Genomic DNA, 14,138 nt, shown 5'->3' with positions numbered 1-14,138 from the left:
TGAAAATCAGCCGGCGAGGATACGTTCGATCGCCGGACGGTTCAGCCCCTTGAGGCCGATGACGACGAGGCGCGAACGGCGGTCGTCCCCGGCGGTCCAGGCGCGGTCATAGTAGTGATTGACGCGCGGGCCGACGGCCTGCAGCAGGAGCCGCATCGGCTTGCCACCGACCTCGACGAAGCCTTTCACTCGCAACACGTTTTCCTGTTCGGCGGCGGCGGCGACGCGTCTTGCCAGTTCGTCGGGATTGGCGATCGAGGGGATGTCGACGATGAACGTGTCGAAGTCGTCATGTTCGTGGTCGAACGCGCCGTCGTGATGGGATTTGCGGTTCTCGATGTCGTCCTCGACGGCGAGACCAAGCCCGAGCAGCACCGTGGGATCGACCTTGCCGTGAGACGTCGGCACGATCTTCACGGCGCGGGCGGAGTGTTCGCCAATGATGGCATGGGCGCGGGCTGAGCCCTCGGCGTCCATCAGGTCGCTCTTCGACAGGATGATCAGGTCGGCGCAGGCGATCTGGTCCTCGAACACCTCCTCGACCGGATCATCATGGTCGAGGCTTTCATCGCCGGCGCGCTGCGCCTGCAGGGCGTCCATGTCGTTGGCGACGCGACCTTCGGCAAGTGCGGGACCATCGACCACGGCGATGACGCCGTCGACGGTCACCCGGCTCTTCACTGTCGGCCACTGGAAGGCTTGGACCAGCGGCTTGGGCAGAGCGAGGCCCGAGGTTTCGATCAGGATATGGTCGACCTTCGGTGTCAGCGACAGGATCCGGTCGAGCGCCGGCACGAAATCGTCGGCGACGGTGCAGCAGATGCAGCCATTGGCCAGCTCGACGATGTTTTCCTCGGGGCAGGTGTTGATGCCGCAGCCCTTGAGGATCTCGCCGTCGATGCCGATGTCGCCAAACTCGTTGACAATGATCGCGATACGCTTGCCGCCGGCGTTTTCCAGGAGATGGCGGACCAGGGTCGTCTTGCCGGCGCCGAGGAAGCCGGTGACGACGGTGCAGGGAACGCGGGAAACGGATGCGGTCATATCAAGTCTTTCAGCATGTCGAGGGGAGGGATGCGGGCCACGAGGCCGCGCTTGAGGCTGTCGGGCCGACCCCGCCAGGGAATGAGGCCGTCGCTGGAGGTGGCGAAGAGTTTCGCGCCGGTGACGAGATCGGCGCCGCTGGTCGTGGTCAGATCGCCGAAGACATAGCTCCAGCAGCCGTCACGCAGGATCGCGGCGCTCAGTCGGCGTTTGCAATTGCCGAGGCATTCGACGGTGTGGATGCGGATGTTGTCGCCCGAGGCGGCTTGGCGCATATCTTCGGCCAAAAGTTCGCCGGCCCGGGGATGGGCGTCGGAGCCGGTCTCGTCGCGACAGGAGGCGCAGACAATGACAGTGATGCCGGCCAGGGAATCATCCTCGCCGGACGAAATGTCCGTTGTTTCAGCCGAAAAACTGCTGTCGCGATCCAAATCAGGCTCCTTGCCCGGAAAACCCGCCGGGCGATCGGATACTTGCATTCCAGACGGCAGGTCTCCTGGCTCGCGGGTCATCGCCTTGGGTAGCCGCCTTCCCGGGACAATCCCAGTGGCTTTCGGCCTTGGCTCTTCGCTCACAGTTGCGGGGACAGCCGCGGATTTGGGATTTTTCAATCCCGCACCGCATTCCCTCTTGGCTCCTCCCTTTGCTGAGAGGAGACCGTCTGGATCCGATTTAGGCTCTTGCGGGCAGCGGTGTCAACGCGAGCTTACGACACCGCGATGTCGGACAGCGCCGGGCCCAGGTCGCCGGCAGGCGTCACTTCGATGCGTTCGAGGCCAAGCCAGCCCTGCATCTGCTTCAATTCCTCGAAGAGCTGAGCGGCGGTTCCGGGCGGTGCGCCGGGCTCGGCGTAAGCAGCATGGACACGCAGGACACTTGCCGGCCGGTCTGCCTTGAGGTCGACGCGCGCCACGATCCTGTCGCCGAGCAGGAAAGGCAGGACGTAATAGCCGTATTGGCGCTTGTCGGCCGGGGTGTAGATCTCGATCCGGTAGTGAAAATTGAACAGCCGCTCTGAGCGCGAGCGCTCGAAAACGACCGGATCGAACGGCGCCAGCAGGGCGCGAGCCTCGATCTTGCGTGGCAAACGCGCGTCCCTATAGAGGTAAGCCGGCTTGTCCCAGCCCTCGACGCGAACCGGCAGCAACTCGCCGAGTTCGACCAGTTCCTCCAGCCGGCCTTTCATATCGGCGGGGGAGAGTCGAAAATAGTCGCGCAGGTCGCCTGATGTCGCGATGCCGTGGGCGCGGGCGGAGATGCGCAGCAATTCACGATGTGCATCCTCGGCGCCCGGTACTGGCAGGTCGAGAATCGCCCGCGGCAGCACGCGCTCTGGCAGGTCGTAGAAGCGCTCGAAGCCGCGCCGGTGCGCCGTGGTGATGCGCCCGGCCCAGAACAGCCATTCGAAGGCATGCTTGGCGTGGCTCCAGCCCCACCAGCCGCCGGAGCCTTTCTGGCCCTCCAGCGCGGAAGCGGCGACCGGTCCGCGTGCGACGACCTCGCGGTAGATCTCTTCTATATAGGCGGCGTGCTCGCGGCCCCATTTGGCCAGCCCCAGATACATTTCATCGCCTTGCTCGGCGCGCCGCATGCGCCAGCGCATCAGCGGATAGGTCTCGACCGGCAGGAACGAGGCCTCATGCGCCCAGTATTCGAAGACCGTGCGCTTGCGGGTCACGGCGGCGTTGTCGAGCAAAGCGAGGGGATAGGGGCCAAGACGCGAATAGAGCGGCATGTAATGGGCGCGAACCACCGCACTGACGGAATCGATCTGCAGCAGGCCGGTGCGGGACAAAACGCGGGCGAAATGGCGGCGGTCGGGCGTGCCGGCTGGGCGGGGATCGAGAAACCCTTGAGCGGCAAGCGCGATGCGCCGGGCGGCGGCAAGCGAGATCTTTTCCTTCATGCGGATGCGTCCCTGATGGACCTGTCTGGCGTCGTTGCGAGGCGTGATTCCAGCCCATGCTAGCAGGGTTTTGGCGGCAACTCTGTCAGGAGAGAAAAGTGGAGTAAAAGGCGAAGGAAATCAAACAGGAGCGTATGGGACCAGTTTCTCCCGGATTGCCGTCCAGCTCGGTGTTTTGAACAAGGTTTGACTTGCTTCGCTGGAAGTGCTGCGCTAACCCTCGCCGCGTTGCAGCATAGGCTCCTTAAAACGGTTCAGCGGTTAAACTGTCACGCTTCCGCATTAAGGTCCGGTGCTGTAATCAACGTGGATTGGCGCCAACGGAAAGCCGCTGCATGAACGCACTCCTCAGTTCGTACCTGCCCATCGTCCTGTTTATCGGCGTGGCGCTGGTGGTCGGTCTGGCGCTGCTGGCCGCGCCCTTCCTGGTAGCCTACCGCAACCCGGATCCCGAGAAGCTGTCCGCCTATGAATGCGGTTTCAACTCGTTCGACGACGCCCGCATGAAATTCGACATCCGCTTCTACCTGGTGTCGATCCTGTTCATCATCTTCGACTTGGAAGTAGCCTTCCTCTTCCCCTGGGCGGTGTCCTTTTCGAAGATTGGCATGCTCGGTTTCTGGTCAATGATGGTGTTTTTGGCAGTGCTGACCATCGGCTTTGCCTATGAATGGAAAAAAGGAGCGCTGGAATGGGATTGAACGACAGTTCAGGCACCCTCGTCGCGCCGAAGCCCAAGGGTATCATTGATCCCAACACCGGCAAGCCGGTGGGGGAGGACGATCCCTTCTTCCTCGAAATCAACAACGAGCTTGCCGACAAGGGTTTTCTGGTCACCTCGACCGAGGCGCTGATCACCTGGGCGCGCAGCGGTTCGCTGATGTTCATGACCTTCGGCCTGGCGTGCTGCGCGGTCGAGATGATCCACACCTCGATGCCGCGCTACGATTCGGAGCGCTTCGGTGTCGCGCCGCGCGCGTCTCCGCGCCAGTCCGACATCATGATCGTGGCCGGCACGCTGACCAACAAGATGGCGCCGGCGTTGCGCAAGGTCTACGACCAGATGCCGGAGCCGCGCTACGTCATCTCGATGGGCTCCTGCGCCAATGGCGGCGGCTACTACCACTATTCCTATTCGGTGGTGCGCGGCTGCGACCGGGTCGTGCCGGTCGACATCTATGTGCCCGGCTGCCCGCCGAGCGCCGAAGCCCTGCTCTACGGCATCCTTCTGCTGCAGAAGAAGATCCGCCGCACCGGCACGATCGAACGGTAAATCCATGGCCGCATCCCTTAGCGAACTGTCGACCTATCTCGGCGAGAAGCTGATCGGCCGCGTCAATGACGCGGTGCTCGCCTATGGCGAGCTCTCCATCAATGTCGAGCCGCGCGACCTGGTCGAAGTGATGACTTTCCTGCGCGACGATGCGCGCTGCCAGTTCATCTCGATCATCGATGTCTGCGGCGCCGACTATCCGTCGCGGGCCAAGCGCTTCGACGTCGTCTACCATCTGCTGTCGCCGAAACAGAATGTCCGCATCCGGGTCAAGGTGCAGGCCGACGAAGAGACGATGGTGCCGTCGATCACCGGCGTTTATCCCGGCGCCGACTGGTTCGAGCGCGAGACCTACGATCTCTATGGCGTGCTGTTCTCGGGCCATCCCGACCTGCGCCGCCTGCTGACCGATTACGGGTTCGAAGGCCATCCGCTGCGCAAGGATTTCCCGCTGACCGGTTTCGTCGAAGTGCGCTACGACGACGAGGCCAAGCGCGTCATCTACGAGCCTGTGGAATTGAAGCAGGAATTCCGCAATTTCGATTTTCTTTCCCCTTGGGAAGGCACGGATTACGTGCTGCCCGGGGATGAGAAGGCAAAGCAGTAAATGGCTGAAACCTCCGTCCGCAACTTCAATATCAATTTCGGTCCGCAGCATCCTGCCGCGCATGGCGTTTTGCGCCTCGTGTTGGAGCTCGACGGCGAAGTCGTCGACCGCGTCGATCCGCATATCGGCCTGCTGCATCGTGGTACGGAAAAGCTGATCGAGGCCAAGACCTATCTGCAGGCGGTGCCTTATCTCGACCGGCTCGACTATTGCGCCCCGATGAACCAGGAGCATGCCTTCGCGCTCGCCGCCGAGCGCCTGCTCGGCATCGACGTGCCGAGGCGCGGCCAGCTAATCCGCGTGCTCTATTGCGAAATCGGCCGCATCATGTCGCACATCCTCAATGTGACGACGCAGGCGATGGACGTCGGCGCGCTGACACCGCCGCTGTGGGGTTTCGTCGAGCGCGAAAAGCTGATGGTGTTTTATGAGCGTGCGTCCGGCTCGCGCATGCATGCGGCTTATTTCCGTCCCGGCGGCGTCCACCAGGACCTGCCGTGCCAGCTGGTCGAGGACATCGGCAAATGGATCGACCCGTTCCTGAAATCGCTCGATGACCTCGACAAGCTGCTCACCGGCAACCGCATCTTCAAGCAGCGCAATGTCGATATCGGCATCGTTTCGCTGGCCGACGCCTGGGCCTGGGGCTTTTCGGGCGTCATGGTGCGCGGCTCGGGTTCGCCTTGGGACCTGCGCAAGTCGCAGCCCTATGAATGCTATTCGGAAATGGATTTCGACATCCCGATCGGCAAGAACGGCGACTGCTTCGACCGTTATCTCTTGCGCATGGAAGAAATGCGCCAGTCGGCGCGGATCATGCGCCAATGCGTCGACCTGCTGCTCGGCAAGGAGAGCACCGGTCCGGTGTCGAACCTCGACGGCAAGGTGGTGCCGCCCAAGCGCGCCGCGATGAAGCGCTCGATGGAAGCGCTGATCCATCACTTCAAACTCTACACCGAAGGCTATCGCGTGCCGGCCGGCGAGGTCTATGCGGCGGTCGAGGCGCCGAAGGGCGAGTTCGGCGTCTATCTGGTCTCCGACGGCACCAACAAGCCCTACCGCTGCAAGCTGCGCGCACCTGGTTTCGCGCATCTGCAAGCCATGGATTTCCTCTGCCGCGGCCACCTGCTGGCCGACGTCACCGCCGTTCTTGGCTCCCTCGACATCGTGTTTGGTGAGGTCGATCGCTAAATGTCAGTCCGCCGTCTCGCAGAAGCCAGCGTCCAGCCAGCCTCCTTCGCCTTCAACCGGGCGAACGCGGCGGCTGCCAAGCAATGGATCAAGAAGTATCCCAAGGGCCGCGAGCAGTCGGCGATCATTCCGCTTTTGATGCTTGCGCAGGAGCAGGAAGGCTGGGTCACCAAAGCGGCGATCGAGACCATCTCCGACATGCTCGACATGCCCCGCATCCGCGGGCTCGAGGTCGCGACCTTCTACACGCAGTATCAATTGAATCCCGTTGGTACCCGCGCGCACATCCAGGTTTGCGGCACCACGCCGTGCATGCTGCGCGGCTCGGAAGCGCTGATGGATGTGTGCCGCTCGAAAATCCACCACGACCAGTTCCACACCAATGACAAGGGCACCTTGTCGTGGGAGGAGGTGGAGTGCCTCGGCGCCTGCGTCAACGCGCCGATGGTCATGGTGTTCAAGGACACGTTCGAGGATCTGACACCCGAGCGCCTGGCCGAAATCATCGATCTCTATGATGCCGGCAAGGGGGCCTCGGTGGTGCCCGGACCGCAGAATGGCCGTACAGGCTCGGAGCCGGCCTCCGGTTTGACGACGCTGAAGAGTGAAAAGGCGATCCTCAAGTCGACCCGCGACCGGGAGGCCCGGGAAGCAGCCAAGGCCGCCAAGGCAGCACCCGGCGCGATCATCGCGGCGCCGGTACCGCCACCGGCGGCTGGTGCTCCTGCCGCCCCTGTCGCGCCGTCCAATGCCAGCAAGCCGAAGACCGACGCGCCTGAGACCAGCCCGGCGTTGAAGACGCCTTCAAAGGCCAAGGTGGCGCCGGCGACGGAGAAGGCGGCGAGCGTTTCTGCGCCGCTGCATTCGGCCGCCAATGCCAACAAAGCGGCGCCGGAAGTGGAGAAGGTCTCCAAGCAGCGCAGTGGACCGACGGTCAGGGCCGAACCGGCATCGGCCTTCAAGGCGCCGGAAGCCAAGGTGCCAGCCGCAAAGCCGGCAAAACCATCGCTGGAGGACAAGAACCGTCCGGCCGGTATCGACAGGCCGGCCGCGGTCGACGATCTCAAGCTGATCTCCGGGGTCGGTCCGAAGATCGAGGGTATCCTGCACACGCTGGGCATCTTCACCTTCGCGCAGGTCGCGTCGTGGAAGAAGGCCGAACGAGAGTGGGTCGACGGCTATCTCTCCTTCCAGGGCCGCATCGACCGCGACGACTGGGTCCGCCAAGCCAAGGCGCTCGCCAAGGGCGGCGTCGCCGAATACATCCGCGTCTTCGGCAAGAAGCCGGTCTGAGGGACAAAAATGCTTCAGGACAAAGACCGCATCTTCACCAATATCTACGGCCTCTTCGACAAGTCGCTGGCCGGTGCCATGGCGCGCGGCGCCTGGGACAACACGCCCGGCATCGTCGCCAAGGGGCGTGAGTGGATCGTCAACGAGATGAAGGCGTCGGGCCTGCGCGGACGCGGCGGGGCCGGCTTTCCGACCGGGCTGAAATGGTCGTTCATGCCCAAGCAGAGCGACGGCCGGCCGAGCTATCTCGTCATCAATGCCGACGAATCCGAGCCCGGCACCTGCAAGGACCGCGATATCCTGCGCAACGACCCGCACACGCTGGTCGAAGGCGCGTTCCTGGCTGGCTTCGCCATGGGCGCGATTGCCGCCTACATCTATGTACGCGGCGAATTCATCCGCGAGCGCGAGGCGCTGCAGCGGGCGATCGAGGAGGCCTACGAGGCCAAGCTGATCGGCAAGAACAATACGTCGGGCTATGATTTCGAAATCTATATGCATCACGGCGCCGGCGCCTATATCTGCGGCGAGGAAACGGCGCTGCTGGAAAGCCTCGAAGGCAAGAAGGGCCAGCCCCGGCTGAAGCCGCCATTCCCGGCCAATGTCGGCCTTTATGGCTGCCCGACGACGGTCAACAATGTCGAATCGATCGCGGTGGCGCCGACCATCCTGCGCCGCGGGGCTGCGTGGTTCTCGTCCTTCGGCCGGCCCAACAATGTCGGCACCAAGCTGTTCTGCGTCTCCGGCCATGTCAACAATCCGTGCACCGTCGAAGAAGCGATGTCGATCCCGTTCCGCGAACTGATCGAGACGCATTGCGGCGGCATCCGCGGCGGCTGGGACAATCTGCTCGCGGTCATTCCGGGCGGCGCCTCGGTGCCGCTGGTGCCGGCGGAGCAGATCATCGACACGCCGATGGATTTCGACGCGTTGCGCGACCTCAAATCCGGCCTCGGCACGGCGGCCGTCATCGTCATGGACAAGTCGACCGATGTCGTGAAGGCGATCGCGCGGCTTTCCTACTTCTACAAGCACGAAAGCTGCGGCCAGTGCACGCCGTGCCGCGAGGGTACCGGCTGGATGTGGCGGGTGATGGAGCGGCTGGTGCGCGGCGAGGCGCAGAAGCGCGAGATCGACATGCTGCTCGACGTCACCAAGCAGGTCGAGGGCCACACGATCTGCGCGCTGGGCGATGCGGCGGCATGGCCGATCCAGGGCCTGATGCGGCATTTCCGCGGCGAGGTGGAGCGGCGCATCGACGAATTTTCGCGCAACGCGCACCGGGCCGAACCGGTGATGGTGGCGGCGGAATAAAAAGAAACTTTTGAACTCGGGAAGAAAACGGGGCGGGACGAACGAAGAATCGACCAGGAGAACTCTATGGCGCCGTATTCGACACCCTACCCATTGATGCCCAATTTGGACCAGATCGAGAAGATGAACCAAGACCTGACCAGGATGCTGCCGAAGGAGATGGCCAGCGCCGTCAACCTTTTCGCGCACCCTGTGGCGGGTGCGGTGGCGATGTCGGCGCTTGGCATGGGGCTCGCCAATCATGCGTTCGGCGTCTGGATGGGCGCGCTTTCGGGAGCCGCCGAGGCGTCACAGCGCCTCATGCAGCCGCTGATCGAGGATTTCGAAGCACGCGTCGAGCAATTCGAGGACGCGAACTCGTCGTCCACCAGGGCGCGGGCGACGGCGAAGACCATGATTGCCGAGGCGCAGTCGTTCGCCCAGGAAGTCACCGATATCGCAGCCAGGGAAACCGCCATCATCGCGCCGACCGCAAGCGCCGCTCCGGCAACAAGCGAGGCCGCCGATGTGCTGCTGCCCGAGGATTTCCGTCAGCCCAAGGCCATGGCGAAGCCGGCGAAGCCGTCCGACCTCAAGGCGATATCCGGCATCGGTCCGAAGCTGGAAAAAGTGCTGAACGGTCTCGGTATCTGGACGTTCGCCCAGATCGCGGCATGGTCGCCGCAAGAGATCGCCTGGGTCGACGATTATCTGTCGTTCAACGGCCGTATCGGCCGCGACGGCTGGACTGCCCAGGCCGCGGCGCTGGCCGCCAAGAAGTAAACGGAATATCGGGCGCTGCTTCTGTCGCGCCCGGGAAATGAGATTGCGGGAAATCCGCAGGGGTTTGAGACAAATGGCAAAGCTCAAGGTCGACGGGAAAGAAATCACTGTACCCGACCATTACACGCTGCTGCAGGCGGCCGAGGACGCGGGCGCGGAAGTGCCGCGCTTCTGCTTCCACGAGCGGCTGTCGATCGCCGGCAATTGCCGCATGTGCCTGATCGAGGTGAAGGGCGGGCCGCCCAAGCCGCAGGCCTCCTGCGCCATGGGCGTGCGCGACCTGCGCCCCGGTCCGAACGGCGAGCCGCCGGAAATCTTCACCAACACGCCCATGGTCAAGAAGGCCCGGGAAGGCGTGATGGAATTCCTGCTGATCAACCACCCGCTGGATTGCCCGATCTGCGACCAGGGCGGCGAGTGCGACCTGCAGGACCAGGCGATGGCCTTCGGCGTCGATTCCTCGCGCTACCACGAGAACAAGCGCGCGGTGGAAGACAAGTATATCGGCCCGCTGGTCAAGACGGTGATGAACCGCTGCATCCATTGCACGCGTTGCGTCCGCTTCACCACCGAGGTAGCCGGCATTTCCGAACTTGGCCTGATCGGCCGTGGCGAGGATGCCGAGATCACTACCTATCTCGAGCAGGCAATGACCTCGGAACTGCAGGGCAATGTCATCGATCTCTGCCCGGTCGGCGCGCTGACCTCGAAGCCTTTCGCCTTCCAGGCGCGGCCGTGGGAGCTGACCAAGACCGAATCCATCGACGTCATGGATGCCGTCGGCTCGGCGATCCGCGTCGATAGCCGTGGGCGCGAAGTGATGCGCATCCTGCCGCGCGTCAACGAGGCCGTGAACGAGGAATGGATTTCCGACAAGACCCGCTTCATTTGGGACGGCCTGCGCACGCAGCGCCTCGACCGCCCCTATGTGCGCAAGGACGGCAAGCTGGTTCCGGCGAGCTGGGCCGAAGCGTTCGCATCGATCAAGGACGCGGTGTCGAAGACGACGCCTGAGAAGCTCGGCGCGATCGCGGGCGATCTCGCGGCGGTCGAGGAAATCTTTGCGCTGAAGCTTTTGATGGCTTCGCTCGGTTCGAAGAACATCGATTGCCGCCAGGATGGCGCCGCGCTCGATCCGGCGCTCGGACGCGCCAGCTATATCTTCAACCCGACCATCGAAGGCATCGAGCAGGCGGACGCGGTGCTGATCATCGGCGCCAATCCGCGCTTCGAGGCTTCGGTGCTCAATGCCCGCATCCGCAAGCGCTGGCGTCTCGGCAATCTGCCGGTCGGCGTCATCGGCGAAGTCGGCGACACGCGCTATGACTACGAACAGCTGGGTGCCGGGCCGGATTCGCTGAAGGATCTGGCGGATGGCAACGGCAAGTTCTTCCAGACGCTGAAGAAGGCGACACACCCGCTGATCATCGTCGGTCAGGGCGCCCTGGCGCGCGCCGATGGCGCGGCCGTGCTCGGCCAGGCGGCCAGGCTCGCCGCTGCCGTGAATGCTGCCCGCGCCGACTGGAACGGCTTCGCCGTGCTGCACACTGCAGCCGCGCGCGTCGGCGGCCTCGACCTCGGTTTCGTGCCGGGCGAGGGCGGCAAGGCCGTTGCCGGCATGCTGGGTGAGACGGACGTGCTGTTCCTGCTCGGTGCCGACGAGATCGACATGAGCAAGACCGGCGGCGCCTTCGTCGTCTATGTCGGCACGCATGGCGACGCCGGCGCGCACCGCGCCAATGTCATCCTGCCGGCGGCGGCCTATACCGAAAAGTCGGCCACCTATGTCAACACGGAAGGGCGCGTGCAGCAGACCAACCGCGCCGGCTTCGCGCCGGGCGATGCGCGCGAGGATTGGGCGATCCTCAGGGCACTGTCCGATGTGTTGGGCAAGAAACTGCCGTTCGATTCGCTGCCGCAACTGCGTGCCAAGCTTTATGGCGAATACCCGCATCTCGCCCGCATCGACCAGGTCGCGGCTGGTAATGCCGAAGACATCGCCAGGCTCGCGAAGCTAGGCGGACGGCTGAACAAGGGCACCTTCACCTCGCCGGTCAAGGACTTCTATCTGACCAATCCGATCGCGCGGGCATCGGCCGTGATGGCGGAATGCTCGGCACTGGCCAAGAGCGGCTTCAAGCAGGCGGCGGAATAAGCATGGACACCTTCTTCTCCTTCTACGTGCTGCCGGCGCTGCTGATCCTTCTGAAGTCAGTCGTGCTGATCGTCGTGCTGCTGATCTTCGTCGCCTACATCCTCTACGCCGACCGCAAGATCTGGGCGGCCGTGCAGCTTCGCCGTGGCCCGAACGTCGTCGGCCCCTGGGGCACGCTGCAGGCCTTCGCCGATTTGTTGAAGTTCGTCTTCAAGGAACCGGTCATCCCGTCCGGCGCCAATAAGGGCGTCTTCCTGCTGGCGCCGCTGGTCTCCGCCGTGCTGGCGATCTCGGCCTGGGCGGTCATTCCGGTCAGCCAGGGTTGGGCGATCGCCAACGTCAATGTCGGCATCCTTTATGTCTTCGCCATCTCCTCGCTGGAGGTCTATGGCGTGATCATGGGCGGCTGGGCGTCCAACTCGAAATATCCGTTCCTCGGTGCGCTGCGCTCGGCCGCGCAGATGGTGTCCTATGAAGTCTCGATCGGCTTCGTCATCGTCACCGTGCTGCTCACCGCCGGTTCGCTCAACCTCAGCGACATCGTGCTGTCGCAGCAGGGTGGGCTCGGTACGCGGCTTGGCCTGCCCAACACGTTCCTCGACTGGAACTGGCTGGCGCTGTTCCCGATGTTCATCATCTTCTTCATCTCGGCGCTGGCCGAGACGAACCGTCCGCCCTTCGATCTGGTCGAAGCCGAATCGGAGCTGGTCGCCGGCCACATGGTCGAATATTCGTCGACGCCGTTCCTGCTGTTCTTCCTCGGTGAATATGTCGCCATCGTGCTGATGTGCGCGCTGGCCACCATCCTGTTCCTCGGCGGCTGGCTGCCGCCCTTCGACTTCGCGCCTTTCACCTGGGTGCCCGGCGTGATCTGGTTCGTGCTGAAGGTCTGCTTCGTCTTCTTCGGCATCTCGATGGTGAAGGCCTTCGTGCCGCGCTACCGCTACGACCAGCTGATGCGGCTGGGCTGGAAAGTGTTCCTGCCGATCTCGCTGTTCATGGTCGTCGCCACGGCGGCCTTCCTCAAGATCACGGGGTTTGCGTGATGTCCGCTTTGTCTCAAGCCGCAAAATCGCTGCTGCTGCAGGATTTCGTCAGCGCCTTCTTTCTGTCGATGCGCCAGTTCTTCGCGCCGAAGGAGACGATCAACTATCCGCATGAGAAGGGGCCGATCAGCCCGCGCTTCCGCGGCGAGCATGCGCTGCGCCGCTATCCCAATGGCGAGGAACGCTGCATCGCCTGCAAGCTGTGCGAGGCGATCTGCCCGGCGCAGGCGATCACCATCGAGGCCGGCCCGCGCCGCAATGACGGCACGCGCCGCACGGTGCGTTACGACATCGACATGGTGAAGTGCATTTATTGCGGCTTCTGCCAGGAAGCCTGCCCGGTCGACGCCATCGTCGAGGGGCCGAATTTCGAATTCGCGACGGAGACGCGCGAGGAACTCTACTACGACAAGGACAGGCTGCTGGCGAATGGCGACCGGTGGGAGCGCGAGCTGGCGCGCAACATCTCGCTGGATGCGCCGTATCGCTGACATTTGACGCATGGACGGGGCGAGGGGCCTCGTCTAAGGACAAGCAACTTGCCAGCCGGAGGCGGCGGCAGAAAATCGGATAGGCGCAAGCGTCGTGTCCGGACAGGAACCCGGGGGATCCCCAATGCTGAGTGGACTAGAGGCGGCCTTTTTCTACCTCTTCGCCTTTGTCGCGGTGGCGTCGGCGTTCTTGGTCATTTCGTCGCGCAACCCCGTGCATTCGGTGCTGTTCCTGATCCTGACCTTCTTCAACGCGGCCGGCCTGTTCATGCTGACCGGCGCCGAGTTCCTGGCGATGATCCTGCTCGTCGTCTATGTCGGCGCCGTCATGGTGCTGTTCCTGTTCGTCGTCATGATGCTCGACGTCGACTTCGCCGAGATGAAGGAAGGAGCCCTGCAATACGCGCCGATCGGTGCGATGGTCGGGCTGATCCTGGCGGCGGAGCTGATCGTCGTGCTGGGAGGCTACACCTTCGCGCCGAAGCTCGCCTCGACGGTCGCAAAGCCCATTCCGGATCTCGCCGCGCGCTCGAACACGGCAGCGCTCGGCGACATCCTCTATACCGACTACCTCTATTACTTCCAGATTTCGGGCCTCATCCTGCTGGTCGCCATGATCGGCGCCATCGTCCTGACGCTACGCCACAAGGAAGGGGTCAAGCGGCAGTCGATCGCAGCCCAGGTCGGCCGCACGCCGGCGACCGGCATGGAAATCCGCAAGGTCAAGTCGGGCGAAGGAGTCTGAGATGGTCGTCGGCATCGCACATTATCTGGCCGTATCGGCGATCCTGTTCACGCTCGGCGTGTTCGGCATCTTCCTCAACCGCCGCAACATCATCGTCATCCTGATGTCGATCGAATTGATCCTGCTCGCCGTCAATATCAACTTCGTCGCCTTTTCGGCAGCGCTCGGCGATCTGGTCGGCCAGGTGTTCGCGCTGTTCGTGTTGACGGTCGCGGCGGCTGAAGCCGCAATCGGACTTGCCATTCTCGTCGTCTTCTTCCGCAACCGTGGCTCGATCGCGGTCGAAGACGTGAACGCCATGAAGGGTTGAC

General features: G+C 63.4%; 15 protein-coding genes and 1 riboswitch. Of the genes, 12 read left to right on the top strand and 3 right to left on the bottom strand.

Going from position 1 to position 14,138, the window contains the following annotated elements:
- Positions 1-6 precede the first annotated feature (6 nt).
- The 3 genes from cobW to O7A60_RS12355 form a co-directional block, all read right to left on the bottom strand.
- The gene (gene cobW, locus O7A60_RS12365; protein ID WP_337106500.1) at positions 7-1,044 is read right to left on the bottom strand and encodes a cobalamin biosynthesis protein CobW; all 1,038 of its coding nucleotides are present in this window, start codon (positions 1,042-1,044) and stop codon (positions 7-9) included.
- Positions 1,041-1,475, bottom strand: a complete 435-nt coding sequence (locus O7A60_RS12360) for a DUF1636 family protein (protein ID WP_337106499.1) — start codon at positions 1,473-1,475, stop codon at positions 1,041-1,043. Before O7A60_RS12360 ends, cobW begins: the two co-directional genes overlap by 4 nt.
- A gap of 38 nt (positions 1,476-1,513) precedes the next feature.
- Positions 1,514-1,721, bottom strand: a riboswitch (cobalamin riboswitch).
- Between the two features lie 29 nt (positions 1,722-1,750).
- Complete coding sequence (locus O7A60_RS12355) at positions 1,751-2,950, bottom strand: winged helix-turn-helix domain-containing protein (RefSeq protein WP_337106498.1); 1,200 nt, start codon at positions 2,948-2,950, stop codon at positions 1,751-1,753.
- A gap of 335 nt (positions 2,951-3,285) precedes the next feature.
- On the opposite strand from O7A60_RS12355, the gene O7A60_RS12350 reads away from it, so the two are divergent.
- The 12 genes from O7A60_RS12350 to nuoK all read left to right on the top strand — a co-directional run bounded on the left by O7A60_RS12350 (position 3,286) and on the right by nuoK (position 14,137).
- Entirely contained in the window at positions 3,286-3,651 is a 366-nt protein-coding gene (locus tag O7A60_RS12350; RefSeq protein ID WP_010910112.1) for an NADH-quinone oxidoreductase subunit A, read from the top strand.
- Complete coding sequence (locus O7A60_RS12345) at positions 3,642-4,223, top strand: NuoB/complex I 20 kDa subunit family protein (protein ID WP_027145296.1); 582 nt, start codon at positions 3,642-3,644, stop codon at positions 4,221-4,223. The genes O7A60_RS12350 and O7A60_RS12345 overlap by 10 nt, the downstream gene beginning before the upstream one ends.
- Before the next feature lie 4 nt (positions 4,224-4,227).
- Positions 4,228-4,830, top strand: coding sequence for an NADH-quinone oxidoreductase subunit C (locus tag O7A60_RS12340; RefSeq protein WP_027145295.1), 603 nt, complete (start codon positions 4,228-4,230; stop codon positions 4,828-4,830).
- Positions 4,831-6,021, top strand: coding sequence for an NADH-quinone oxidoreductase subunit D (locus tag O7A60_RS12335; protein WP_337106493.1), 1,191 nt, complete (start codon positions 4,831-4,833; stop codon positions 6,019-6,021).
- Positions 6,022-7,314 (top strand): NADH-quinone oxidoreductase subunit E, encoded by a 1,293-nt coding sequence (locus O7A60_RS12330; protein ID WP_337106492.1) that lies wholly within the window; start codon positions 6,022-6,024, stop codon positions 7,312-7,314.
- Between the two features lie 9 nt (positions 7,315-7,323).
- Positions 7,324-8,628, top strand: a complete 1,305-nt coding sequence (gene nuoF, locus O7A60_RS12325; protein ID WP_015317342.1) for an NADH-quinone oxidoreductase subunit NuoF — start codon at positions 7,324-7,326, stop codon at positions 8,626-8,628.
- A 66-nt stretch (positions 8,629-8,694) separates the two neighbouring features.
- The gene (locus O7A60_RS12320) at positions 8,695-9,390 is read left to right on the top strand and encodes an NADH-ubiquinone dehydrogenase (protein WP_337106491.1); all 696 of its coding nucleotides are present in this window, start codon (positions 8,695-8,697) and stop codon (positions 9,388-9,390) included.
- A 73-nt stretch (positions 9,391-9,463) separates the two neighbouring features.
- Entirely contained in the window at positions 9,464-11,545 is a 2,082-nt protein-coding gene (gene nuoG / locus O7A60_RS12315) for an NADH-quinone oxidoreductase subunit NuoG (RefSeq protein WP_337106489.1), read from the top strand.
- 2 nt (positions 11,546-11,547) lie between these two features.
- Positions 11,548-12,591 (top strand): NADH-quinone oxidoreductase subunit NuoH, encoded by a 1,044-nt coding sequence (nuoH, locus tag O7A60_RS12310; RefSeq protein ID WP_023763315.1) that lies wholly within the window; start codon positions 11,548-11,550, stop codon positions 12,589-12,591.
- Complete coding sequence (gene nuoI / locus O7A60_RS12305) at positions 12,591-13,082, top strand: NADH-quinone oxidoreductase subunit NuoI (protein WP_027025978.1); 492 nt, start codon at positions 12,591-12,593, stop codon at positions 13,080-13,082. Before nuoH ends, nuoI begins: the two co-directional genes overlap by 1 nt.
- A 124-nt stretch (positions 13,083-13,206) precedes the next feature.
- Positions 13,207-13,827, top strand: coding sequence for an NADH-quinone oxidoreductase subunit J (locus O7A60_RS12300; protein ID WP_337106488.1), 621 nt, complete (start codon positions 13,207-13,209; stop codon positions 13,825-13,827).
- A 1-nt stretch (position 13,828) separates the two neighbouring features.
- Complete coding sequence (nuoK, locus tag O7A60_RS12295) at positions 13,829-14,137, top strand: NADH-quinone oxidoreductase subunit NuoK (protein WP_027145288.1); 309 nt, start codon at positions 13,829-13,831, stop codon at positions 14,135-14,137.
- The last annotated feature ends 1 nt before the right edge of the window (position 14,138 follow it).

The sequence above is a fragment of the Mesorhizobium salmacidum (SeqCode) genome, from assembly GCF_037179605.1.
Lineage (GTDB): Bacteria > Pseudomonadota > Alphaproteobacteria > Rhizobiales > Rhizobiaceae > Mesorhizobium > Mesorhizobium salmacidum.
The sequence above is the reverse complement of the archived record's forward strand: the minus strand, read 5'-3'. Positions and strand labels throughout refer to the sequence as shown.

What these genes read in the sequence shown, in the direction of transcription:
- nuoH (WP_023763315.1), top strand. Translation starts at nt 11,548, where the DNA reads ATGGACACCTTCTTCTCCTTCTACGTGCTGCCGGCGCTGCTGATCCTT.
- O7A60_RS12355 (WP_337106498.1), bottom strand. Translation starts at nt 2,950, where the DNA reads ATGAAGGAAAAGATCTCGCTTGCCGCCGCCCGGCGCATCGCGCTTGCC.
- O7A60_RS12335 (WP_337106493.1), top strand. Translation starts at nt 4,831, where the DNA reads ATGGCTGAAACCTCCGTCCGCAACTTCAATATCAATTTCGGTCCGCAG.
- O7A60_RS12300 (WP_337106488.1), top strand. Translation starts at nt 13,207, where the DNA reads ATGCTGAGTGGACTAGAGGCGGCCTTTTTCTACCTCTTCGCCTTTGTC.
- O7A60_RS12340 (WP_027145295.1), top strand. Translation starts at nt 4,228, where the DNA reads ATGGCCGCATCCCTTAGCGAACTGTCGACCTATCTCGGCGAGAAGCTG.
- nuoK (WP_027145288.1), top strand. Translation starts at nt 13,829, where the DNA reads ATGGTCGTCGGCATCGCACATTATCTGGCCGTATCGGCGATCCTGTTC.
- O7A60_RS12320 (WP_337106491.1), top strand. Translation starts at nt 8,695, where the DNA reads ATGGCGCCGTATTCGACACCCTACCCATTGATGCCCAATTTGGACCAG.
- nuoF (WP_015317342.1), top strand. Translation starts at nt 7,324, where the DNA reads ATGCTTCAGGACAAAGACCGCATCTTCACCAATATCTACGGCCTCTTC.
- cobW (WP_337106500.1), bottom strand. Translation starts at nt 1,044, where the DNA reads ATGACCGCATCCGTTTCCCGCGTTCCCTGCACCGTCGTCACCGGCTTC.
- nuoI (WP_027025978.1), top strand. Translation starts at nt 12,591, where the DNA reads ATGTCCGCTTTGTCTCAAGCCGCAAAATCGCTGCTGCTGCAGGATTTC.
- O7A60_RS12345 (WP_027145296.1), top strand. Translation starts at nt 3,642, where the DNA reads ATGGGATTGAACGACAGTTCAGGCACCCTCGTCGCGCCGAAGCCCAAG.
- O7A60_RS12330 (WP_337106492.1), top strand. Translation starts at nt 6,022, where the DNA reads ATGTCAGTCCGCCGTCTCGCAGAAGCCAGCGTCCAGCCAGCCTCCTTC.
- O7A60_RS12350 (WP_010910112.1), top strand. Translation starts at nt 3,286, where the DNA reads ATGAACGCACTCCTCAGTTCGTACCTGCCCATCGTCCTGTTTATCGGC.
- nuoG (WP_337106489.1), top strand. Translation starts at nt 9,464, where the DNA reads ATGGCAAAGCTCAAGGTCGACGGGAAAGAAATCACTGTACCCGACCAT.